Raw genomic sequence first — 21,358 nt, forward strand, 5'->3', positions numbered from 1 at the left:
GAACTCCTCAGAAGCCGTTGGGGGCGCGGGTGTGCCAGTCGGTCACTTGCTGGTAGCGGTGCGCGACGTTGAGCAGGCGGCCTTCCTGGAAATAGGGCGCCAGCAGTTGCACGCCGACCGGCAGGCCATCGACGAAGCCAGCCGGCATCGACAGGCCCGGCAGGCCCGCCAGGTTGGCGGTGATGGTGTAGACGTCTTCCAGGTAGGCGGCGACGGGGTCGCTGCTCTTGGCGCCGAGCTTCCAGGCCGGGTTCGGCGTGGTCGGGCCGAGGATCAGGTCAACACCTTCGAACGCGGCCATGAAGTCGTTCTTGATCAGGCGACGAATCTGCTGGGCTTTGACGTAGTAGGCGTCGTAGTAACCGGCCGACAGGGCGTAGGTGCCCACCATGATGCGGCGCTGCACTTCGGCACCGAAGCCTTCGCCACGGGAACGCTTGTACAGGTCGGTCAGGTCTTTTGGCGCTTCGCAGCGGTAGCCGAAGCGCACGCCGTCGAAACGCGACAGGTTGGAGGATGCCTCAGCAGGCGCGATCACGTAGTACGCCGGGATGGCGTGCTGCATGTTCGGCAGGCTGATTTCCTTGACCACGGCGCCGAGCTTTTCCAGCTCCTTGACGCTGGCTTGCACCAGGTCAGCGATGCGCGGGTCCAGGCCTGCGCCGAAGTATTCCTTCGGCAGGCCGATGCGCAGGCCTTGCAGCGAAGCGTTGAGGTTGGCGCTGTAGTCCGGCACCGGCTCTTCGATGCTGGTGGAGTCCTTGGTATCGAAACCGGCCATGCCTTGCAGCAGCAGGGCGCAGTCTTCGGCCGTGCGGGCCAGCGGGCCGCCTTGGTCGAGGCTGGAGGCGTAAGCGATCATGCCCCAGCGCGAAACACGACCGTACGTCGGTTTCAGGCCGGTCAGGTTAGTCAGCGCTGCCGGCTGTCGGATCGAGCCGCCAGTGTCGGTGCCGGTGGTGGCCGGCAGCAGGCGCGCGGCGACTGCCGCAGCCGAGCCGCCCGACGAACCGCCCGGGACGTGCTCCAGGTTCCACGGGTTTTTCACCGGGCCGTAGTGGCTGGATTCGTTGGCCGAACCCATGGCGAATTCGTCCATGTTGGTCTTGCCCAGGGTGACCATGCCGGCTTCAGCCAGCTTGGCGACCACGGTGGCATCGTACGGCGCCTTGAAGTTGTCGAGCATCTTCGAGCCGCAGCTGGTGCGTACGCCGTTGGTGCAGAACAGGTCCTTGTGGGCAATGGGCGCACCCAGCAGGGCGCCAGCCTCGCCAGCGGCGCGACGGGCGTCAGCGGCACGGGCCTGGCCCAGGGCCAGTTCCTCGGTAACGCTGATGAAGCTGTTGATTTGCGGGTCGAGCTGTTTGATGCGCGCCAGCAGGGCGCCCGTCAGCTCTTCGGAGGAAAACGACTTGTCGGCGAGTCCGCGGGCGATCTCGGCCAGGGTCAATTGGTGCATGGCAGGCTCTATCCCTTACTCGATGACTTTGGGAACCAGGTACAGACCGCTTTCGGTCGACGGTGCGATGGCCTGGTAGGCCTCGCGCTGGTTGCTTTCGGTGACCTGGTCGGGACGCAGTCGCTGGCTGGCCTCCAGGGGGTGGGCGAGGGGCTCGATGCCAGTGGTGTCGACCGCTTGCATCTGGTCGACCAGCCCGAGAATGCTGTTCAGTGCATCGGTAATGCGTGGCAGTTCGCCATCATTCAGCCCCAGACGGGCCAGATGGGCGATCTTTTCCACGTCGCAGCGTTCAAGCGCCATGGGGATCTCCAGGGGAAACAAAGAACGGAATTAGGGTCCGTGATGAGGAACATGTCGGCATTCTGGCGGTCATACGGCCGCGATCATCTGCTGGCGTGCTCGGAAAAACGACCAATTTAACATATTGGCTCCTTGCCCAAAATCCCTGCCATTGTTAGAGTTTGCCGCACTTTTTTACCCACGCTTTCCCCAGGGTCACTTTCCCATGTTCAAGAAACTGCGTGGCATGTTTTCCAGCGATCTTTCCATCGACCTGGGTACTGCCAACACCCTTATTTACGTGCGTGAGCGCGGTATCGTCCTGAATGAGCCCTCGGTTGTTGCCATCCGTACCCATGGCAATCAGAAAAGCGTCGTCGCCGTCGGTACCGAAGCCAAACGCATGCTGGGCCGTACGCCCGGCAACATTGCTGCCATTCGTCCGATGAAGGACGGCGTCATTGCCGACTTCAGCGTTTGTGAAAAAATGTTGCAGTATTTCATCAACAAGGTTCACGAGAACAGCTTCCTGCAGCCCAGCCCTCGCGTGCTGATCTGCGTGCCGTGCAAGTCGACCCAGGTAGAGCGCCGCGCGATTCGCGAGTCGGCCCTGGGTGCCGGTGCCCGTGAAGTGTTCCTGATCGAAGAGCCAATGGCCGCCGCCATCGGTGCCGGCCTGCCGGTCGAAGAAGCCCGTGGTTCGATGGTCGTCGATATCGGTGGTGGTACCACTGAAATCGCCCTGATCTCGTTGAACGGCGTGGTTTACGCCGAATCCGTCCGCGTGGGTGGCGACCGCTTCGACGAAGCCATCGTGACCTACGTGCGCCGCAACTACGGCAGCCTGATCGGCGAGTCCACCGCCGAGCGCATCAAGCAGGAAATCGGCACCGCCTACCCAGGTGGCGAAGTGCGCGAAGTCGATGTCCGTGGCCGTAACCTGGCCGAAGGCGTACCGCGTGCCTTCACCCTGAATTCCAATGAAGTGCTGGAAGCCCTGCAAGAATCCCTGGCGACCATCGTCCAGGCGGTCAAAAGCGCCCTGGAGCAATCGCCGCCGGAGCTGGCCTCCGACATCGCCGAGCGTGGCCTGGTGCTGACCGGTGGTGGCGCACTGCTGCGCGACCTCGACAAACTGCTGGCCCAGGAAACTGGCCTGCCGGTGATCGTCGCCGAGGACCCGCTGACCTGTGTCGCCCGTGGCGGCGGTCGCGCCCTGGAGATGATGGACAAGCACGCGATGGACCTGCTCTCCAGCGAGTGATGCTGCTCGCTGTTCCTGAGCGCCCGGTTTACAGGTAGCACGCACAGTGCTACCTGTATGCGCTGGGCTGGCGTCCGTCCGGGCGTCGTTTCCGTCAACCCGCAACCAGGCTGGTGCGTTGTCCCATGTCCAATGACCTCCTGAGTCGTCCACGAGGAACGGCCCATTAAACCGCTTTTCTCCAAGGGCCCTTCGCTGGGCGTTCGTCTGCTCGTATTGGTGGTGCTGTCGGTCGCGCTGATGGTGGTCGATGCGCGCTTTGCCGTGCTCAAACCCGTGCGCAGCCAGATGGGCCTGGTATTGATGGAGTCGTACTGGATCACCGATTTGCCGCAGCGTTTGTGGCAAGGCGTGGCAGGCCAGTTCGGCAGCCGTACCGAACTCATCGCGGAAAACGAAAAACTCAAGACCGAGGCCCTGCTGTTGCAGGGGCGCCTGCAGAAGCTGGCGGCCCTGACCGAGCAGAACGTGCGCTTGCGTGAACTGCTCAACTCGTCCGCCCTGGTCAACGAAAAGGTTGAAGTGGCCGAGTTGATCGGCGTCGACCCTAACCCGTTCACCCACCGCATCCTGATCAACAAGGGCGAGCGCGATGGCGTGTTCCTCGGCCAGCCGGTGCTCGATGCCCGCGGCCTGATGGGCCAAGTGGTCGAGTTGATGCCCTACACCTCGCGGGTACTGTTGCTGACCGATACCACCCACAGCATTCCGGTACAGGTCAACCGCAACGGCCTGCGCGCCATCGCCAGTGGCACCGGCAACCCGGAGCGCCTGGAGCTACGCCATGTGGCCGATACCGCCGACATCAAGGAAGGCGACCTGCTGGTCAGTTCCGGCATGGGCCAGCGCTTCCCCGCGGGTTACCCGGTGGCCACGGTCAACGAAGTGATTCACGACTCTGGCCAGCCGTTCGCCATCGTTCGTGCCATCCCTACCGCCGCGCTCAACCGCAGCCGCTACATGCTGCTGGTGTTCAGCGACCGACGCAGCCCGGAGCAACGCGCCACTGACGCCGCGATCGCGCAGGAAGAGGCCGACCGCAAAGGCACGTCGGTCGGCGTCCAGCCTGGCGCCAATGGCGAGCAGGGCGCACCTGCCACCCCGGCGGCGACGCCTGCAGCACCTGCAGCCGCTACCCCGCAGCCAACCGCGGCCCCTATAGCGCCGGCCGCACCTGCGGCAGCGCCCGCCCAACCTCGGAGGCAATGATGGCTGCATCACGCCGTAATAATGGCTGGGTCATCTGGCTGACGTTCGCCATCGGCCTGCTGCTCAGCGTTTCGCCGATGCCGCAGTTCATGGAAGTGTTCCGGCCTATGTGGCTGGCGTTGCTGGTGTCGTTCTGGACACTCGCGGTACCGAGCAAGGTCGGCATGACCACGGCCTTCGTGCTAGGCCTGGCCGAGGATGTGCTGTATGGCACGTTGCTGGGGCAGAACGCGCTGATCCTGACCTTGATCACCTTCCTGGTGCTGTCATTGCAACAGCGCCTGCGCATGTTCCCGATGTGGCAGCAGAGCCTGGTGATTCTGGTGATTTTCGGTATTGCCCAGTTGATCCAGCTGTGGCTCAGTGCCTTGACCGGTAACCGCCTGCCGACCTTGGCGCTGGTGTGGTCAGCAGTCATCAGTGCCTTGCTCTGGCCATGGATCAGCTTTGCCCTGCGCGACCTGCGCCGACGCTTGCGTATAAATTGACGGCGTTGCCGCGACTGACAGGGAGATGTCTACATGAACCCGCTTTACCTGGCCTCTGGCTCGCCACGTCGTCGTGAATTGCTGACCCAGATCGGCGTACCGTTCACTGCGGTCAGCGCCCCCATCGATGAAACCCCGCTCGCCGACGAAGGCGCCGCAGCCTATGTCGAGCGCCTTGCCCGGGCCAAGGCAGAGGCTGGCCTGGCCTGCCTCCAGGGCCCGGCTGTCGTCCTGGGCGCAGATACGGCGGTGGTCCTCGAAGGCCGTATTCTCGGCAAACCCGAAAACCGCGAACATGCCCTGGCCATGCTGGCCGACCTGTCTGGCCGCGAGCATCAGGTGCTGACGGCTGTCGCCCTGAGCGATGGCCAGCGCAGGCAAAGCCTGTGCGTCAGCAGCAACGTCCGTTTTCGTACCATCAGCGCCGATGAAGCTGCCCGTTATTGGGCCAGCGGCGAGCCTGCCGACAAAGCCGGTGGCTATGCCATCCAGGGGCTGGCGGCGGTATTCGTCACCGCCCTGACGGGCAGCTACTCCGCCGTGGTCGGCTTGCCGTTGAGCGAGACCGCCGATTTGCTGGCCCAGTTCGGCATTGCCTGTTGGCAGTTGCCCGCGCTTTCTTCAGAGGTAACAAACCCGCGGTAGCCAGTACCGCGTACGCGATCCATCATTATCCAAGACCTTTGACGAGAGCCTGCCATGAGTGAAGAGATCCTGATCAACATCACCCCGATGGAGTCACGTGTGGCGGTGGTGGAAAACGGGGTGCTGCAGGAAGTGCACGTCGAGCGCACCCTGCGCCGCGGCATCGTCGGCAATATCTACAAGGGCAAGGTGGTGCGCGTGCTGCCCGGCATGCAGGCGGCCTTCGTCGACATCGGCTTGGAGCGGGCGGCGTTCATCCACGCCTCGGAGATCTCCCAGCGCGAAGGCTCGGCGGTAGAGAACATTACCGCGCTGGTGCATGAAGGCCAGGCCTTGGTGGTACAGGTGACCAAAGACCCGATCGGCACCAAGGGCGCACGCCTGACCACGCAGTTGTCGATCCCTTCGCGTTACCTGGTGTACATGCCGCGCAGCAGCCATGTCGGTATTTCCCTGAAGATCGAAGACGAAGCTGAGCGTGATCGCCTCAAGCAGGTAGTCAGCAGCTGCATGGACAGCGAGAACATCAAGGATGCCGGTGGTTTCATCTTGCGTACTGCCGCCGAAGGCGCGCGCGCTGAAGAAATCCTCCAGGACATTCGCTACCTGCGCCGCCTGTGGGAGCAGATCGGCAGCCAGATCCAGAGCTGCGGCGCACCCACGGTAATCTACGAAGACCTCGGCCTGGCACTGCGTACCCTGCGCGACCTGGTCAACCCGAAGATCGAGAAAATCCGCATCGATTCGCGCGAAACGTTCCAGAAAACCACGCAGTTCGTCGGCGAGCTGATGCCGGAAATCGCCGATCGCCTCGAGCATTACCCTGGCGAACGGCCGATCTTTGACCTGTACGGCGTCGAAGACGAGATCCAGCGCGCCCTGGAGCGCAAGGTGCCGCTCAAATCCGGTGGCTACCTGGTGGTCGACCCGGCTGAAGCGATGACCACCATCGACGTCAACACCGGCGCCTTTGTCGGCCATCGCAACCTCGAAGAGACCATCTTCAAGACCAACCTCGAAGCCGCCACCGCCATTGCCCGGCAACTGCGTCTGCGCAATATCGGCGGCATCATCATCATCGACTTCATCGACATGGAAGATGAAGAGCATCAGCGCCAGGTGCTGCGCACCCTGGAAAAACAGCTCGAGCGTGATCACGCCAAGACCAACATCATTGGCATTACCGAGCTGGGCCTGGTGCAGATGACCCGCAAGCGCACCCGCGAGAGCCTCGAGCAGGTGCTGTGCGAGCCGTGCTTGGCTTGCCAGGGGCGCGGCAAGCTGAAAACCCCCGAGACCATCTGCTACGAAATCTTCCGTGAAATCCTCCGCGAGGCTCGTGCCTATCAGGCCGAGGGCTACCGCGTGCTGGCCAATCAGAAGGTGGTCGACCGGCTACTGGACGAGGAGTCCGGCAACGTTGCGGAGCTCGAAACCTTCATCGGCCGAACTATCCGCTTCCAGGTCGAGTCGATGTACTCGCAGGAACAATACGATGTGGTGCTGCTCTGAGGCTTCGCGAAACGCGCCACAGGATGGCCGGGCTGGCAAAACCGGCACTTAGGGCCATCATGGATAAACGACCTGGAGGGCCATGGCCATGGGACGTCTGACCCGCGTTCTTGTCGCCTCGACCCGCTGGGGGCTGGGCATTTGCGCGCTGCTGGCGGTGTTGGTGGCGCTGTACGTTAGCGTTGGCCGGCAACTGGTGCCGCTGGTGGCCGAATACCGGGCCGATGTCGAGCACAAGGCCGAGCAAGCGTTGGGCTTGCCGGTGCACGTTGGTGCCCTGGAGGGCCGCTGGAGCGGGCTTGCGCCTGTACTGCGCGTTCGCGACCTGCAATTGGGCGAAGGTGCTGGCGCGTTACGCCTGGACGAGGTCAAGCTGGTGCCAGACCTCTGGGCCAGCCTGACCTCCCGTGAGGTGCGCCTGGCACGTATCCAGCTGGGTGGCTTGCAACTGATCCTGCGCGAAGACGCGCAAGGCGCCTGGAACCTCGAAGGGCTGCCGAAGAAGGATGATGCCCCGCTCGACCCCGCCGAGTTGCTGCAGCGCCTGCGTCAACTGGGGCGCATCGATGTGTTCGACAGCCAGGTAACCCTGCATCCCTGGCAGCGCGACCCCCTGACCTTGACCTACGTGAGCGTGGGCTTGCAGGCCGGTGCCTCGCGCCAGGCCCTCGACCTGCGCGCCACGCTGCCTGACGGCCAGCCCCTGGCGCTGAACCTGCGCAGCCGCGCGTCGGCCGAGGCCTGGCGCGATGGCCAGGTTGCCGCCTACCTGAGCCTGCCGCAAAGCGACTGGGCACGCTGGTTGCCGCCGAGCCTGCTGGGCAAGTGGCACGCCAGCGCATTGCGCGCGGGTGGCGAGTTCTGGGTCGACTGGGGCAAAGGCCAGTTGCAGCAAGCCGTGGTCCGGCTCAATGCGCCCCAGCTACAAGGCGCTTATGCCGAGCGCAAAGCCGCGACCGTGGAGAACCTGGCGTTGTCTGCGTGGTTCCAGCGCAACGAGCAAGGTTTTGATGTGATGGTCGATTCCCTGGCCATGAATATCGGCAAGAACCGTTGGGAGTCCCACCTTCAATTACGTCAGCGCCCAGGGCAGGCCCCCGCTGATGAGCGCTGGCAAGTGCAGGCCGACCGCCTCGACCTCACCCCTTTGACCCCGTTGATCAATGCCCTGGCACCGCTGCCGGACAACCTCATGGCCGTGGTTGATGGCCTGAAAGTCACCGGCGCCCTGCGCAACGTGCGCCTGGAGGCGCGGCCCAAAGCCGAAGGCGACCAGCGCCTGCAGTTTGCCGCCAACCTAGAGAAGGTTGGTTTCAACGCATACCACGGTGCCCCGGCGGCCGGCAATGTCAGCGGCAGCGTCAGTGGTGACCTGGGGCACGGCGAGCTGCGGCTGGATACCGATGCGTTCATGCTGCACCTGTACCCGATCTTCGCCAAACCCTGGCATTACCAGCAGGCCAATGCGCGCCTGACCTGGGCCCTCGACAAAGAAGGCTTCACCCTCGTCGCGCCCTACCTGAAGGTACTGGGCGAGGAGGGCAAGATCGCCGGTGACTTCCTCATTCGCCTGCTGTTCGAAGAGGGCCGCGAGGACTACATGGACCTGCGCGTCGGCTTGACCGAGGGCGATGGCCGCTACACGGCCAAGTACCTGCCCGAAGTGCTGAGCCCGGCCCTCGACGAATGGCTGCGCAGTGCGATCGTCAAAGGCACCGTGGACGAGGGTTACTTCCAGTACCAAGGCTCGCTGAACCATGGCGCCGCGCCAGAGGCGCGCAGTATCAGCCTGTTCTTCAAGGTGCGCGACGCGGTATTGGACTTCCAGCCCGGCTGGCCACAGGTGCAGCAGGTGGACGGTGATGTGCTGATCGAGGACAGCGGTGTGCGCATCAAGGCTCACCATGGCCTGTTGCTCGACACCAAGGTCAGTGACGTCAGTGTCGATATCCCCCACGTCGAGGGTGACCAGCACAGCCACCTGTATCTCGATGGCGATTTCGACGGCGGCCTGGACGACGGCCTGAAAATTCTCAAAGAGGCGCCGATCGGCACGGGCGAGATCTTCGCCGGCTGGGAAGGCGAGGGCCCGCTCAAGGGCAAGGTCAAGCTCGATATCCCCCTGGCCCACGGGGAACGGCCCAAAGTTCAGGTGGACTTCGCCACCGCTGATGCCCGCCTCAAGGTGGCCCCGCCTAGCCTGGAGTTGAACCGCCTGAAAGGCGACTTCAGCTTCGATTTGGACAAAGGGCTCAGTGGCAAGAACATCAGCTTGCAGGCGTTCGGCAAGCCGGTCACCGCGCAGATCGTTGCCGAGGGCGCGCCAGGGCAGATGCAGACCCGCATCAACGCCAATGGCCAGGTCGCGCTGAAGGCGCTGACCGAGTGGCTGCAATTCAACCAGGCCTTGCCGGCCTCGGGCGACTTGCCGTATCAGTTGCAGCTCAACCTCGGCAGCCGGGACAACAGCCTTAGCGTCAATTCCTCACTCAAGGGCCTTGCCATCGACTTGCCTGCGCCCTTCGGCAAGGCCGCTGCGGACACCCGTGACAGCCGTTTCAGCATGAACCTGCAAGGCTCGGAGCGACGCATTGACGCCGGTTATGCCGACCTCGCGCGCTTCGCCTATGCCGCGCCTTCCGACAAGCTGGCCCAGGGCCGCGGCGAATTGCTGCTGGGCACGGGCCAGGCACAAGTACCGGCCGGCCAAGGCTTGCGCGTACGTGGGCGACTGGAAACACTCGACCTGGCCCCGTGGCAGGCCAAGGTGGCCAGCCTGGGCGGTGATGACCCCGGTGGCAGTGCGCGGCAGATCCTGCAAAGCGTCGACCTGAGCATTGGCCAACTGAAGGCCTTCGGCATGGACCTCAACCAGGCGGTGGTACGCCTGGCCCGGGGTGGCCCGGCGTGGGACCTGCGGCTGGACAGCAAGGAAGTCATCGGCAACGCACGCGTGCCGGATGCCAAGGGCGCGCCCATGTCGATTCGCTTGCAGACCTTGCGCCTGCCGGCGGCCGACCCGGCCCAGGCCCAGGCCGAGGAAGGGCCTGACCCGTTAGCCTCGTTCGACCCGCGCAAGGTACCTGCGCTGGACCTGAGCATCGACAAGCTCTACCGCGGCGACGACCTGTTCGGCAGCGCCTCGATCAAGCTGCGCCCAACCGCGCGCGGCGTGTCGGCAGACGATATCGACCTGGACTTCAAAGGCCTGCGCATCGATGGCGGCGGTGGCTGGGAAGGCCAGCCGGGCAGCACCAGCAGCTGGTACAAAGGGCGCCTGGATGGCAAGAACCTGGCCGATGTGCTCAAGGCGTGGGGGTTCGCGCCTACCGTGACCAGCCGCGATTTCCGCCTGGATGTCGATGGCCGTTGGCCCGGTTCACCTGCCTGGGTGGGCCTGAACCGCTTCTCTGGGAGCATGGACGCGGCATTGCGTACCGGCCAGTTTGTCGAAGTCGAAGGCAGTGCCCAGGCCTTGCGCGTGTTCGGCCTGCTCAATTTCAACTCCATCGGTCGTCGCCTGCGCCTGGACTTCTCCGACCTGTTCGAAAAAGGGCTGGCCTATGACCGGGTCAAGGGCCTGCTGGTGGCCAGTAATGGCGTGTACGTGACCCGTGAACCGATTACGGTGACCGGCCCTTCGAGCAACTTCGAGCTCGAGGGCACCTTGGACATGGTCCGTGACCGGGTGGATGCCAACCTGCAGGTGACCCTGCCGGTCACCAACAACCTGCCGCTGGCTGCGTTGATCGTCGGTGCTCCAGCGGTCGGGGGCGCGCTGTTCCTTGTGGATCGGTTGATCGGCGACCGGGTCTCACGTTTTGCCAGCGTGCATTACCGCGTCGAGGGGCCGTGGAAAGAGCCTAGAATCACATTTGTGAAACCTTTCGAGAAATAGCGCCAGGAGTAGTCATGAAGGCAGCGGTGATCCAGATGGTCAGCCAGGACGACGTGCTGGCCAACCTGCAGCGGGCCGGCGCCCTGCTTGAGCAGGCCGCGCTCGGTGGCGCACGCCTGGCCGTGCTGCCAGAGAACTTCGCTGCGATGGGGCGCAAGGATGCTGCGGCGATCGGGCGTGCCGAAGCCTTGGGGGAAGGGCCGATCCTGCCCTGGTTGAAACGCACGGCGCGCGACCTCAAGTTATGGATTGTCGCCGGCACGTTGCCGTTGCCACCGGTCGGCCAACCTGATGCCAAGGCCCATGCCTGCTCGTTGTTGATCGATGAAGACGGTGAAGTGGCCGCGCGCTATGACAAGTTGCACCTGTTCGACGTGGACGTCGCCGACAACCGCGGCCGTTATCGCGAGTCTGACGATTATGCCCATGGCGCACAGGTGGTGGTGGCCGATACCCCGGTGGGGCGCCTGGGCTTGAGCGTATGCTATGACCTGCGCTTCCCCGAGTTGTACAGCGCATTGCGCGCAGCCGGGGCAGAACTGATCACCGCACCTGCCGCCTTCACGGCGGTGACGGGGGCGGCGCACTGGGACGTGCTGATTCGCGCGCGCGCCATCGAGACCCAGTGCTACCTGTTGGCCGCAGCACAGGGCGGCACCCATCCAGGGCCACGGGAAACCCATGGCCATGCAGCGATCATCGACCCTTGGGGGCGGATCGTTGCGCAGCAGGCGCAGGGCGAAGCGGTATTGCTCGCCGAGCGCGACATTGACGAACAAGCGTCCATTCGGGCGCGCATGCCGGTGGTATCGCACCGGCGCTTTTTCTCGCAGGACGCCTTGCGGCCTGCGCACACCTCGGAGTGACTATGAGCCAGATGTTATCCACCGTCAGCGAGCAGCTCCTGGCCCCAGGCGGATTGACCCTGGACAGCCTGCAGGCTGTGCTGGGTGAGTTGGCCGGCCCGGGCATCGATGCCGCCGACTTGTATTTCCAGGGCCAGATCTCGGAAACCTGGGCGCTCGAGGACGGCATCGTCAAAGAGGGCAGCTTCAACCTGGATCAGGGCGTGGGCGTACGTGCCCAATCCGGTGAAAAGACCGGCTTCGCCTACAGCAATGCTATCAACCTGGAAGCCTTGACCTCGGCCGCCCGCGCCGCGCGTTCGATTTCCCGCGCTGGGCAGAATGGCACGGTACAGGCGTTCCGTAGCCAGGATGTGACCGCCCTGTATGCTCCGGACAACCCGCTGGATGTGCTGACGCGCGCCGAAAAGGTCGACCTGCTCAAGCGTGTCGACGCGGCGACCCGTGCGCTGGACCCGCGTATCCAGCAGGTCAGCGTGAGCATGGCCGGGGTCTGGGAGCGCATTCTCATCGCCGCGGCTGATGGCAGCCTGGCCGCCGACGTGCGCCCGCTGGTGCGTTTCAACGTCAGTGTCATCGTCGAACAGAATGGCCGTCGCGAACGCGGTGGCCAGGGCGGTGGCGGGCGTACCGACTACCGGTTCTTCACCGAAGAGAAGGTCATGGGCTATGCCCGTGAGGCCTTGCGCCAGGCGCTGGTGAACCTGGAAGCGATTCCAGCGCCGGCGGGCACCTTGCCGGTGGTGCTGGGCTCGGGTTGGTCGGGTGTGTTGTTGCATGAGGCGGTAGGCCATGGCCTGGAAGGCGACTTCAACCGCAAGGGCAGCTCGGCGTTCAGTGGCCGCATCGGTGAGCAGGTGGCGTCGAAGCTGTGCACCATCGTCGACGACGGCACCCTTGAAGGCCGCCGTGGCTCACTGAGCGTGGATGACGAAGGCACCCCGACCGAGTGCACCACGCTGATCGAAAACGGTGTGCTCAAAGGCTACATGCAGGACAAGCTGAACGCCCGCCTGATGGGCATGGCCGTGACCGGCAACGGCCGTCGCGAGTCCTACGCGCATCTGCCGATGCCACGTATGACCAACACCTACATGCGTGCCGGCGAGAGCGACCCGCAAGAAATCATCGCCTCGGTGAAAAAAGGCATCTACTGCGCCAACCTTGGTGGTGGCCAGGTGGATATCACCAGCGGCAAGTTCGTGTTCTCCACCAGTGAGGCGTATTTGATCGAGGACGGCAAGATTACTGCGCCGGTCAAAGGGGCAACGCTGATTGGTAACGGACCGGAGGCGATGAGCCGCGTGTCGATGGTCGGCAATGACCTGGCCCTGGACAGTGGTGTCGGGACCTGCGGCAAGGATGGGCAATCGGTGCCTGTAGGGGTAGGGCAGCCGACGCTGAAGCTGGATGCGATCACAGTTGGCGGTACTGGCGCGTGATGGCGTTGGGGACCGCGTTGCGGTCCTTTCGCAGCGCAAGGCTGCTCCTACAGGTATCGCATGCCCCTGTAGGAGCAGCCTTGCGCTGCGAATGGGCCGCGAAGCGGCCCCACGGCATCAACGCAAGCCGCGCTGCAGCTCGTCGAGGTCGCGGATGTACTTGAACACCTTGCGCGCAGCAGCAGGCGGCTTGTTCCGCGCTTTTTCGTGCTGGGCATGGCGGATCAGCGAGCGCAGTTGCTGGCGATCGGTGTCGGGGTATTCGTTGACGAAGCGCTCGAGGTCTTCGTCATTACCGTCGATGAGCCGGTCGCGCCAGCGCTCCAGGCCGTGGAAGCGTTCGTTGTACTGGCGGGTCGAGCTGTCCATCTGTTCGAGCAAGGCATGGATGGCATCCAGGTCCTGGACGCGCATCAGCTTGCCGACGAACGACATGTGCCGTTTGCGGGCTCCGTGAGCTGTGTGCTTGCTGGCCTCGGCCAACGCTTTGCGTAGCTCGTCGGTCAACGGCAGGCGTGCCAGGGTGTCAGCCTTGAGCGTAGTGAGGCGCTCGCCGAGTTCAACCAGTTCATGCAGTTCGCGCTTGATCTGGGTTTTGCTTTTTTCGCCGTCGTAGGCGTCGTTTGAATCAACCATGGTGGCAGTCCGCTAGAAATCGCCGCCATGATAACCAGTCGGGGGCCGCTTGTCCGGCCCGGTCGTAGAATGACCTTCGCCGAACGCAGAATTTGAGTGGAGAGAACCATGAGTGCAGTCCAGAGCGTAGGTCCGAAAGACCTGCCAGCGTTGCAGGAACAGGTCGAAGCGATCATCGCCGAAGCGCGTCGCCAGGGTGCCAGTGCCTGCGAAGTTGCGGTGTCGCTGGAGCAGGGCCTGTCCACCACGGTGCGCCAGCGTGAGGTCGAAACGGTCGAGTTCAACCGTGACCAAGGCTTTGGCATCACCCTCTATGTCGGCCAGCGCAAAGGCTCGGCCAGCACCTCCGCGAGTGGCCCAGACGCGATCCGCGAGACCGTTGCCGCAGCCTTGGCCATCGCCAAGCACACCTCCGAAGACGAGTGCTCGGGGCTGGCCGATGCCGCGCTGATGGCGCGCGAAATCCCGGACCTGGACCTTTATCACGACTGGGATATCGAACCCGAGAAGGCGATCGAGATGGCCTTGGCCTGCGAGGCCGCGGCGTTCGACGCCGATGCCCGCATTCTCAACGCCGATGGCACCACCCTCAACACCCATCAAGGGTGCCGGGTGTACGGCAACAGCCACGGATTCATCGGTGGTTATGCGTCGACCCGGCACAGCCTGAGCTGTGTGATGATCGCCGAGGGCGACGGGCAGATGCAGCGCGACTACTGGTATGACGTGAACCGCCAAGGCACCTTGCTGGCTGACCCGCGCAGCATCGGCCAGCGCGCGGCCCAGCGTGCGGCCAGCCGCCTCGGCGCGCGCCCCGTACCAACCTGCGAAGTGCCGGTGCTGTTCTCGGCGGAGCTGGCCGGCGGCCTGTTCGGCAGCTTCCTCTCGGCGATTTCCGGCGGCAACCTGTACCGCAAGTCGTCGTTCCTTGAAGGCACCCTTGGCCAGCGCCTGTTCCCAAGCTGGCTGACCCTCGATGAGCGCCCGCATATTCCTCGGGCCTTGGGCAGTGCCGCGTTCGATGGCGATGGCTTGGCGACCTACGCCAAACCGTTCGTCGACAAAGGTGAGTTGGTGTCGTACCTGCTGGGCACCTATTCCGGGCGCAAGCTCGGGCTGCCGAGCACGGCCAACTCCGGTGGTGTTCACAACTTGTACGTAACCCATGGCGTCGAAGACCAGGCTGCCCTGATCCGCCGCATGGGGCGTGGCTTGCTGGTGACCGAGCTGATGGGGCATGGCCTGAACATGGTGACCGGCGATTATTCGCGTGGGGCTGCGGGTTTCTGGGTCGAGAACGGCGAGATTCAGCATGCGGTGCAGGAAGTGACCATCGCCGGGAACATGAAGGATATGTTCCAGCAAATTGTCGCGATCGGTAACGATCTAGAGACACGCAGCAATATCCATACGGGCTCGGTGCTGATCGAGCGAATGACGGTTGCAGGGAGCTGATAGGTAACCTGCTCTGGCCTCTTCGCGGGTAAACCCGCTCCCACAGGATCACCGACTGGCTTCAGGTACTGTGGGAGCGGGTTTACCCGCGAAGAGGCCGGTACAGCCCAGCCTGTTTCAGACTGATTTAGAGAACCCGGCCCTGGTGCCGGGTTTTTTTATGCGTCCGACCTCACTGCTTTAGTCTATTCGCACTTGAAGTGATTCTATTTATCACTTAATAATGAATATCATTACCCAGTTGCTTGGCGATGGTGTTCATGAAATCCGTCCTTCACGAATTGCCCTATTTGGAAAACTGGCGCTGGCTCAGTCGGCGCATTCGCTGCGCGCTCGAGCCCGATGAGCCGCGCCTTATCGAGCACTACCTGGCCGAAGGCCGTTACCTGGTGTGCTGCACCGAAACCTCGTCCTGGACGGTGGCGTTGACCTCCTTCCGCCTGCTGCTGGATACCGCCTGCGACCGCATGCTGCCGTGGCATTGGCGCTGCCTGTGCCTGGACCAGGCCTGGCGCCCGTTGCTGGACCTGCGCAACCTCGACCGCCGCGAACAGAACCAGCGCTGGCAGCCCTACGCCCTGCAATTGGCCAACTGCGTGCTGCTGCCTTCGATTTCTCCCGATGAACTGATGCAAGGATTAGACGATGAGTAATACCCGTATCGAGCGTGACAGCATGGGTGAGCTTCAGGTGCCTGCCGAGGCCCTGTATGGCGCCCAGACACAGCGCGCGGTCGACAACTTCCCGATCAGCGGTCAGCGCATGCCGGCCCAGTTCATTCGCGCATTGCTGCTGGCCAAGGCGGCAGCGGCCAAGGCCAACATCGAGCTGGAGCAAGTGACCGCCGACCAAGGCCAGGCCATCGTCAAGGCGGTCGAGCAACTGCTTGCGGAAGATTTTATCCAGCATTTCCCGGTGGACGTGTTCCAGACAGGTTCCGGCACCAGTTCGAACATGAACGCCAACGAAGTGATCGCCACCCTGGCCAGCCGGGTGCTCGGTGATGCGGTCAATGCCAACGACCATGTGAACTGCGGCCAGAGCAGCAACGACATCATCCCGACCACCATCCATGTCAGTGCCGCCTTGGCGCTGCACGAGCAGCTACTGCCAGCGTTGCGGCACCTGGTGCAGGTGATCGAGGCCAAGTCGGTGCAGGTGCACGCCTTTGTAAAAACCGGCCGCACTCACCTGATGGACGCCATGCCCGTGCGCATGAGCCAGGTGCTCGACGGCTGGGCGGCGCAAATCAACGGCGCGCTGGCGCACATTGAAGCGACCCTGCCGAGCTTGCAGGCGCTGGCCCAGGGCGGTACGGCCGTCGGGACCGGCATTAACGCCCATCCACAGTTCGCTGCCGGTTTCGCGCGTCAGCTGAGTGCCCTGACCCAGGTCGAGTTCACTCCCGGGCAAAACCTGTTTGCGCTGATCGGCTCGCAAGACACGGCGGTGGCCCTTTCCGGCCAGCTCAAGACCACCGCCGTGGCACTGATGAAAATCGCCAACGACCTGCGCTGGATGAACTCCGGCCCCTTGGCCGGCCTTGGCGAGATCGAGCTGCAAGGCTTGCAGCCGGGCTCGTCGATCATGCCGGGCAAGGTCAACCCAGTGATCCCGGAAGCCACCGCCATGGTCGCCGCGCAGGTGATCGGCAATGACGCGACCATCGCCATCGCCGGGCAGTCGGGCAACTTCGAGCTGAACGTCATGTTGCCGGTGATTGCCCGCAACCTGCTGGAAAGCATCGAGCTGATGGCCAACGTCAGCCGCCTGCTAGCCGACAAGGCCATCGCCACCTTCAAGGTCAATGAAAGCAAGCTCAAAGAGGCGCTGGCGCGCAACCCGATCCTGGTCACTGCGCTGAACCCGATCATCGGCTACCTCAAGGCCGCCGAAATCGCCAAGACCGCCTACAAGCAGGGCCGCCCGATCATCGACGTGGCGCTGGAGCACACCGACTTGTCGCGTGACCAGCTCGAGGCCCTGCTGGACCCGGAAAAACTCACGGCCGGCGGTATCTGACTCAGCGTCACCGCCGAGCGTACGAGCCATTGCGCTCAGGAGAAACGTCATGCAGCACTGGAAACGCACCACTGAAACCGCCAACCGCCTGTTCGAGCAAGGTGAATGGGTCGATGCCCGGGAACACTACCTGCAAGCCTTGGCCTTGGCCCAGGTGCTGTTCGAGCGCTGGCATGACGTCGACGAAGCGGTGGCGGTGTTCGTCATCGCTCACCACAACCTGGCCGACCTGCACCTGCGCCTGAACCAGCCGCACGAGAGCGCCGACTACCTGTGCTCTGCACACCAGCGCCTGCTCCAGGCCAGCCAGGAAGCGCGCTTGCCCCAGGCGCTGCGGGATGCAGCGCTGCGCCACAGTTCACGCACCTACACCGAATTGCTGAGTTTCATTGCCGAGTACGGACAGTACCCGCGCACCGAGCGCTTGCTCAACCGTCACGCCCCCGCCGCCAGCGAGCTGGCCGCGCAAACAGGCGTGACACCCAGAACCCACGCTTACGGAATCCATTGATATGCCACATACCTTGCCTGCGTTGCCTTATGCCTACGATGCGCTGGAGCCGCACATCGATGCCCAGACCATGGAAATTCACCACAGCAAGCACCACCAGACCTACATCAACAACCTCAACGCTGCCATCGAAGGCACCGAATGGGCCGAATGGCCGGTGGAGCAGCTGTTAGGCGCGGTCAAGCAACTGCCAGAAAAGCTGCAGGGCGCCGTGATCAACCAAGGCGGCGGCCACGCCAACCACACGCTGTTCTGGACGGTGATGGCGCCACACGGCGGCGGCCAGCCACACGGTCAGGTTGCCAAGGCCATCGAGGCCGAGCTGGGTGGGTTCGACGCGTTCAAGGACGCCTTCACCAAAGCAGCGCTGACCCGCTTTGGCAGTGGCTGGGCCTGGCTCAGCGTCACCCCGGGCAACACGTTAGTGGTCGAAAGCAGCGGTAACCAGGACAGCCCGCTGATGCACGGCAACACGCCGATTCTCGGGTTGGACGTGTGGGAGCACGCCTACTACCTGAAATACCAGAACCGTCGCCCTGAATACATCGGTGCCTTCTACAACGTCGTCGACTGGGCGGAAGTGGAACGTCGTTATCTCGAAGCCTTGAAGTGAGTCGATCCGGTATGCGTTCACAGGTGTTGTCCGTCAGCAGCGTGCGTCTGTTTCGTCTGGCGATAGGAACCTTGCTGTTGCTGGCGGGCACAGCATTGCTGCTGGCGCAGGGCATTGCCTGGCTGGGCCTGGAGCCGCGCATGCTGCGTGCCCTCGAAGGGGGCGCATTGTGTGCGTTGGGGACAGCGCTGGGCGCGGTACCGGTGTTGGTGATTCGTAACATGCCGGTGGCGCTGGCCGACACACTGCTGGGCTTCGGCGCGGGTGTGATGCTGGCGGCCACCGCGTTTTCCCTGATCATCCCGGGGCTGGAGGCGGCGCAAGGCATAGGTTTCAGCCCTTGGGGCGCGGGCGGCCTGATCAGCTTTGGCCTGATGTTTGGCGCCTTGTGCCTGTTCCTGGTCGACCTCAAGGTCTCCGGTGCCTCGCCAGAAGCCTTGGTCGGCACGGACAACCAGCCGGTGATCGCCGCGCGAATCTGGTTGTTCGTGATCGCCATCATCGCCCACAACATTCCTGAAGGCATGGCCATCGGCGTGTCTGCGGGCGGCGGCATGGCCGATGCCGACAGTTTGGCGATGGGCATCGCTTTGCAGGATGTGCCGGAAGGGCTGGTGATTGCGCTGGTGCTGGCGGGGGCGGGCATGCCGCGTTTCAAGGCATTCCTGATTGGTGCCGCTTCAGGCCTGGTCGAACCGGTGGCAGCGGTTATCTGTGCCTGGCTGGTGAATGTTGCCGAACTGCTGTTGCCGTTGGGCCTGGCGTGTGCCGCAGGGGCGATGCTGCTGGTGGTGACCCAGGAGATCATCCCCGAGTCGCGTAGCAATGGGCATCACCGTCTGGCCAGTTTGGGGTTGTGTATCGGCTTTTGCCTGATGATGGTGATGGACACGGCGATGTCTTGAATTGATTGCGCCATGATGATTGTGTCGTGGTTACGACCGTTCGGCGGGAGATTGTCTGGGCCTGTAAGGCCGAGCGCCGCCCGCGCGGCGCTCGATCTCACAGGCGCTGAAGGTGTTGTGACAAGCCCAGCGTTCCCTACTCGCCTTCGTCGAAGTAGTTGTTGATCAACTCGACCAGCGCGTCCAGCGCGTCGTTGTCCTGTTCGCCCTCGGTCAGCAAGTGCACTTCGGTGCCTTTGCCTGCCGCGAGCATCATCACCGCCATGATGCTCTTGCCGTCCACCAGCTTGTCTGGCGCGCGGCCTACCCTGACCTGGCAGGGAAAGCGCCCGGCCACGCCGACGAACTTGGCCGCCGCCCGGGCATGCAGGCCCAGCTTGTTGATGATGGTGATTTTGCGGGCGGGCATCGTGGGGTGGATCCTGTGGGCTAGAGGTCGCGGTGGCGGACCTGGACGTTTTTCAGGGATTGCTGCAGCAACGTGCCGAGGCGTTCGGTCAGGTACACCGACCGGTGATGGCCACCGGTGCAGCCAATGGCGATGGTGACGTAGGCGCGGTTGCTGGCGGCGAAGCGGGGCAGCCATTTAAGCAGGTAGCTGGAAATGTCGTTGAACATCTCTTCGACGTCCGGCTGGGCGGCGAGGTAGTCGATTACCGGTTGTTCGAGACCAGAATGCTCACGCAATTCGGGCTTCCAGTAGGGGTTGGGCAGGCAGCGCACGTCGAACACCAGGTCGGCATCGACCGGCATACCACGTTTGAAACCAAAGGATTCGACCAGGAACGCGGTGCCAGGCTCTGGTTGGTTGAGCAGGCGCAGCTTGATCGAGTCGCGCAACTGGTAAAGGTTGAGGCTGGTGGTGTCGATCTTGAGGTCGGCAAGGTCGGCGATCGGCCCCAGCATATCGCTTTCAACGCGTATCGCCTCTGCCAAGGAACGGTCGGCATTGGTCAGCGGGTGGCGCCGACGGGTTTCCGAAAAGCGCTTGAGCAGGGTGTCTTCGTCGGCATCCAGGTACAGCACATCACACTTGATATGCCGGGCACGGGCCTCTTCGAGCAGCTCGGGGAAACGCGTCAGGTGGCTGGGCAGGTTGCGCGCGTCAATCGACACGGCGACCTTGGGTTGCAGCAACTCGGTATTGATCAAGGCATCTTCCGCAAGCTGCGGCAGCAGCCCGGCGGGAAGGTTGTCGATGCAATAGAAACCGTTGTCTTCCAGGACATCGAGGGCGGTGCTCTTGCCGGAGCCGGACCGGCCGCTGACGATGATCAGGTGCATGTTCAGTGCTCGTTCTGTACGTCCAGGACAACCTGGTACAGGGCCTCGTCACTGCTGGCGGCACGCAGGCGATCACGAACCTCTTTGCGATCGAGCATGCTGGCGATCTGGCGCAGCAGTTCCAGGTGCGCATCGGTGGCAGCTTCGGGCACCAGCAGGACGAACAGCAGGTCCACAGGCGCGCCATCGATGGCGTCGTAGTCGATCGGTGCCTCCAGGTGCAGCAATGCGCTGACCGGGGCGGTACATCCTTCGAGTCGGCAGTGGGGGATGGCGATGCCGTTGCCGAAACCGGTCGAGCCGAGCTTTTCACGGGCGACCAGTTTTTCGAAGACGTCTTGCATCTCCAGTTCTGGCACTTGGTTGGCGATGAGATTGGCGACCTTTTCGAGGGCGCGCTTCTTACTGCCGCCCGGCACGTTCACGAGGGAACGGCCGGGGGTCAGGATGGTTTCAAGTCGGATCATGGATGAGGGGGATCAGCGGGCAGCTGCACCTTGCAGCAGGCTTTGCTGTTTTTCCTTGTGTTTTTTCAGTTGGCGGTCGAGCTTGTCGGCCAAGGCGTCGATCGCTGCATACATGTCTTCGTGTTCCGCGTTGGCTACCACTTCACCGCCCGGAATCTGCAGGGTCGCTTCGACCTTCTGCTGCAGCTTCTCGACCTTCATGATGACCTGCACGTTAGTGATCTTGTCGAAGTGACTTTCCACGCGGGCGAGCTTTTCAAGCACATAATCGCGCAGCGGCTGGGTGACTTCTACATGCTGTCCACTGATATTGACTTGCATACAGCTTCTCCTTTATTGCCCGTGCATAAAGAGGCAAGTCTTGCACCTGCCCCAAAAACGCTGTGGCACATACCAGGTG

Annotated in this window: 21 protein-coding genes; 14 read left to right on the plus strand and 7 right to left on the minus strand. The window is 63.3% G+C overall.

Going from position 1 to position 21,358, the window contains the following annotated elements; genetic code table 11:
- Positions 1 to 7: 7 nt before the first annotated feature.
- Positions 8 to 1,459 carry an Asp-tRNA(Asn)/Glu-tRNA(Gln) amidotransferase subunit GatA gene (gatA, locus tag HU764_RS02755; RefSeq protein ID WP_085272654.1) on the minus strand — a complete coding sequence of 484 codons (1,452 nt, stop codon included), beginning with the start codon at positions 1,457 to 1,459 and terminating at the stop codon, positions 8 to 10.
- A 15-nt stretch (positions 1,460 to 1,474) separates the two neighbouring features.
- The gene (gatC, locus tag HU764_RS02760) at positions 1,475 to 1,762 is read right to left on the minus strand and encodes an Asp-tRNA(Asn)/Glu-tRNA(Gln) amidotransferase subunit GatC (protein ID WP_027595588.1); all 288 of its coding nucleotides are present in this window, start codon (positions 1,760 to 1,762) and stop codon (positions 1,475 to 1,477) included.
- Positions 1,763 to 1,967: 205 nt separating this feature from the next.
- Between gatC and mreB the strand changes: the two genes are divergently transcribed.
- From mreB to tldD, 8 genes are all read left to right on the plus strand, one after another.
- Positions 1,968 to 3,005: a rod shape-determining protein MreB gene (gene mreB, locus HU764_RS02765; protein WP_003255163.1), complete on the plus strand. Its 1,038-nt coding sequence runs from the start codon at positions 1,968 to 1,970 to the stop codon at positions 3,003 to 3,005.
- Positions 3,006 to 3,200: 195 nt separating this feature from the next.
- A complete protein-coding gene (gene mreC / locus HU764_RS02770) occupies positions 3,201 to 4,214 on the plus strand; it encodes a rod shape-determining protein MreC (RefSeq protein ID WP_189662653.1) in 1,014 nt (337 codons plus the stop codon).
- Positions 4,214 to 4,702, plus strand: coding sequence for a rod shape-determining protein MreD (gene mreD / locus HU764_RS02775; protein ID WP_027595590.1), 489 nt, complete (start codon positions 4,214 to 4,216; stop codon positions 4,700 to 4,702). Before mreC ends, mreD begins: the two co-directional genes overlap by 1 nt.
- A gap of 33 nt (positions 4,703 to 4,735) precedes the next feature.
- Positions 4,736 to 5,347, plus strand: coding sequence for a Maf family protein (locus tag HU764_RS02780; RefSeq protein ID WP_186675612.1), 612 nt, complete (start codon positions 4,736 to 4,738; stop codon positions 5,345 to 5,347).
- A gap of 54 nt (positions 5,348 to 5,401) precedes the next feature.
- On the plus strand, positions 5,402 to 6,859 hold the full coding sequence (rng, locus tag HU764_RS02785; RefSeq protein ID WP_027595592.1) for a ribonuclease G: 1,458 nt from the start codon (positions 5,402 to 5,404) through the stop codon (positions 6,857 to 6,859).
- 82 nt (positions 6,860 to 6,941) lie between these two features.
- Positions 6,942 to 10,757, plus strand: a complete 3,816-nt coding sequence (locus HU764_RS02790) for a YhdP family protein (protein ID WP_186703510.1) — start codon at positions 6,942 to 6,944, stop codon at positions 10,755 to 10,757.
- A 14-nt stretch (positions 10,758 to 10,771) separates the two neighbouring features.
- The gene (locus HU764_RS02795) at positions 10,772 to 11,623 is read left to right on the plus strand and encodes a carbon-nitrogen hydrolase family protein (RefSeq protein WP_027595594.1); all 852 of its coding nucleotides are present in this window, start codon (positions 10,772 to 10,774) and stop codon (positions 11,621 to 11,623) included.
- A 2-nt stretch (positions 11,624 to 11,625) separates the two neighbouring features.
- Entirely contained in the window at positions 11,626 to 13,065 is a 1,440-nt protein-coding gene (gene tldD, locus HU764_RS02800; RefSeq protein WP_099452990.1) for a metalloprotease TldD, read from the plus strand.
- A gap of 117 nt (positions 13,066 to 13,182) precedes the next feature.
- On the opposite strand, the gene yjgA is transcribed toward tldD, so the two are convergent.
- Positions 13,183 to 13,701 (minus strand): ribosome biogenesis factor YjgA, encoded by a 519-nt coding sequence (gene yjgA / locus HU764_RS02805; RefSeq protein ID WP_027595596.1) that lies wholly within the window; start codon positions 13,699 to 13,701, stop codon positions 13,183 to 13,185.
- 108 nt (positions 13,702 to 13,809) lie between these two features.
- Between yjgA and pmbA the strand changes: the two genes are divergently transcribed.
- The 6 genes from pmbA to HU764_RS02835 all read left to right on the plus strand — a co-directional run bounded on the left by pmbA (position 13,810) and on the right by HU764_RS02835 (position 19,207).
- Positions 13,810 to 15,156, plus strand: a complete 1,347-nt coding sequence (gene pmbA, locus HU764_RS02810; protein WP_027595597.1) for a metalloprotease PmbA — start codon at positions 13,810 to 13,812, stop codon at positions 15,154 to 15,156.
- 251 nt (positions 15,157 to 15,407) lie between these two features.
- Entirely contained in the window at positions 15,408 to 15,809 is a 402-nt protein-coding gene (locus tag HU764_RS02815; protein ID WP_027595598.1) for a hypothetical protein, read from the plus strand.
- Positions 15,802 to 17,178: a class II fumarate hydratase gene (locus tag HU764_RS02820; protein ID WP_099428394.1), complete on the plus strand. Its 1,377-nt coding sequence runs from the start codon at positions 15,802 to 15,804 to the stop codon at positions 17,176 to 17,178. Before HU764_RS02815 ends, HU764_RS02820 begins: the two co-directional genes overlap by 8 nt.
- Positions 17,179 to 17,227: 49 nt before the next feature.
- On the plus strand, positions 17,228 to 17,689 hold the full coding sequence (locus HU764_RS02825) for a hypothetical protein (protein ID WP_027595600.1): 462 nt from the start codon (positions 17,228 to 17,230) through the stop codon (positions 17,687 to 17,689).
- Between the two features lies 1 nt (position 17,690).
- Positions 17,691 to 18,302: a superoxide dismutase gene (locus tag HU764_RS02830; RefSeq protein ID WP_186703511.1), complete on the plus strand. Its 612-nt coding sequence runs from the start codon at positions 17,691 to 17,693 to the stop codon at positions 18,300 to 18,302.
- An 11-nt stretch (positions 18,303 to 18,313) separates the two neighbouring features.
- Positions 18,314 to 19,207, plus strand: a complete 894-nt coding sequence (locus HU764_RS02835; RefSeq protein WP_027595602.1) for a ZIP family metal transporter — start codon at positions 18,314 to 18,316, stop codon at positions 19,205 to 19,207.
- A gap of 136 nt (positions 19,208 to 19,343) precedes the next feature.
- On the opposite strand, the gene HU764_RS02840 is transcribed toward HU764_RS02835, so the two are convergent.
- The 4 genes from HU764_RS02840 to hpf are packed head-to-tail and all read right to left on the minus strand — an operon-like array spanning position 19,344 to position 21,279.
- Complete coding sequence (locus tag HU764_RS02840; RefSeq protein WP_186675631.1) at positions 19,344 to 19,616, minus strand: HPr family phosphocarrier protein; 273 nt, start codon at positions 19,614 to 19,616, stop codon at positions 19,344 to 19,346.
- A gap of 20 nt (positions 19,617 to 19,636) precedes the next feature.
- Positions 19,637 to 20,491: an RNase adapter RapZ gene (rapZ, locus tag HU764_RS02845; RefSeq protein ID WP_027595604.1), complete on the minus strand. Its 855-nt coding sequence runs from the start codon at positions 20,489 to 20,491 to the stop codon at positions 19,637 to 19,639.
- Positions 20,492 to 20,493: 2 nt separating this feature from the next.
- Positions 20,494 to 20,958 carry a PTS IIA-like nitrogen regulatory protein PtsN gene (gene ptsN, locus HU764_RS02850; protein ID WP_099453000.1) on the minus strand — a complete coding sequence of 155 codons (465 nt, stop codon included), beginning with the start codon at positions 20,956 to 20,958 and terminating at the stop codon, positions 20,494 to 20,496.
- Positions 20,959 to 20,970: 12 nt separating this feature from the next.
- Positions 20,971 to 21,279: a ribosome hibernation-promoting factor, HPF/YfiA family gene (gene hpf / locus HU764_RS02855; protein ID WP_003255135.1), complete on the minus strand. Its 309-nt coding sequence runs from the start codon at positions 21,277 to 21,279 to the stop codon at positions 20,971 to 20,973.
- Positions 21,280 to 21,358: the final 79 nt, after the last annotated feature.

It is taken from the genome of Pseudomonas kermanshahensis (assembly GCF_014269205.2).
Classification (GTDB): Bacteria; Pseudomonadota; Gammaproteobacteria; order Pseudomonadales; family Pseudomonadaceae; genus Aquipseudomonas; species Aquipseudomonas kermanshahensis.

Coding starts and splice junctions, on each gene's coding strand:
- gatA (WP_085272654.1), bottom strand. CDS start 1,459: ATGCACCAATTGACCCTGGCCGAGATCGCCCGCGGACTCGCCGACAAG.
- gatC (WP_027595588.1), bottom strand. CDS start 1,762: ATGGCGCTTGAACGCTGCGACGTGGAAAAGATCGCCCATCTGGCCCGT.
- mreB (WP_003255163.1), top strand. CDS start 1,968: ATGTTCAAGAAACTGCGTGGCATGTTTTCCAGCGATCTTTCCATCGAC.
- mreD (WP_027595590.1), top strand. CDS start 4,214: ATGGCTGCATCACGCCGTAATAATGGCTGGGTCATCTGGCTGACGTTC.
- HU764_RS02780 (WP_186675612.1), top strand. CDS start 4,736: ATGAACCCGCTTTACCTGGCCTCTGGCTCGCCACGTCGTCGTGAATTG.
- rng (WP_027595592.1), top strand. CDS start 5,402: ATGAGTGAAGAGATCCTGATCAACATCACCCCGATGGAGTCACGTGTG.
- HU764_RS02790 (WP_186703510.1), top strand. CDS start 6,942: ATGGCCATGGGACGTCTGACCCGCGTTCTTGTCGCCTCGACCCGCTGG.
- HU764_RS02795 (WP_027595594.1), top strand. CDS start 10,772: ATGAAGGCAGCGGTGATCCAGATGGTCAGCCAGGACGACGTGCTGGCC.
- tldD (WP_099452990.1), top strand. CDS start 11,626: ATGAGCCAGATGTTATCCACCGTCAGCGAGCAGCTCCTGGCCCCAGGC.
- yjgA (WP_027595596.1), bottom strand. CDS start 13,701: ATGGTTGATTCAAACGACGCCTACGACGGCGAAAAAAGCAAAACCCAG.
- pmbA (WP_027595597.1), top strand. CDS start 13,810: ATGAGTGCAGTCCAGAGCGTAGGTCCGAAAGACCTGCCAGCGTTGCAG.
- HU764_RS02815 (WP_027595598.1), top strand. CDS start 15,408: ATGGTGTTCATGAAATCCGTCCTTCACGAATTGCCCTATTTGGAAAAC.
- HU764_RS02820 (WP_099428394.1), top strand. CDS start 15,802: ATGAGTAATACCCGTATCGAGCGTGACAGCATGGGTGAGCTTCAGGTG.
- HU764_RS02825 (WP_027595600.1), top strand. CDS start 17,228: ATGCAGCACTGGAAACGCACCACTGAAACCGCCAACCGCCTGTTCGAG.
- HU764_RS02830 (WP_186703511.1), top strand. CDS start 17,691: ATGCCACATACCTTGCCTGCGTTGCCTTATGCCTACGATGCGCTGGAG.
- HU764_RS02835 (WP_027595602.1), top strand. CDS start 18,314: ATGCGTTCACAGGTGTTGTCCGTCAGCAGCGTGCGTCTGTTTCGTCTG.
- HU764_RS02840 (WP_186675631.1), bottom strand. CDS start 19,616: ATGCCCGCCCGCAAAATCACCATCATCAACAAGCTGGGCCTGCATGCC.
- rapZ (WP_027595604.1), bottom strand. CDS start 20,491: ATGCACCTGATCATCGTCAGCGGCCGGTCCGGCTCCGGCAAGAGCACC.
- ptsN (WP_099453000.1), bottom strand. CDS start 20,958: ATGATCCGACTTGAAACCATCCTGACCCCCGGCCGTTCCCTCGTGAAC.
- hpf (WP_003255135.1), bottom strand. CDS start 21,279: ATGCAAGTCAATATCAGTGGACAGCATGTAGAAGTCACCCAGCCGCTG.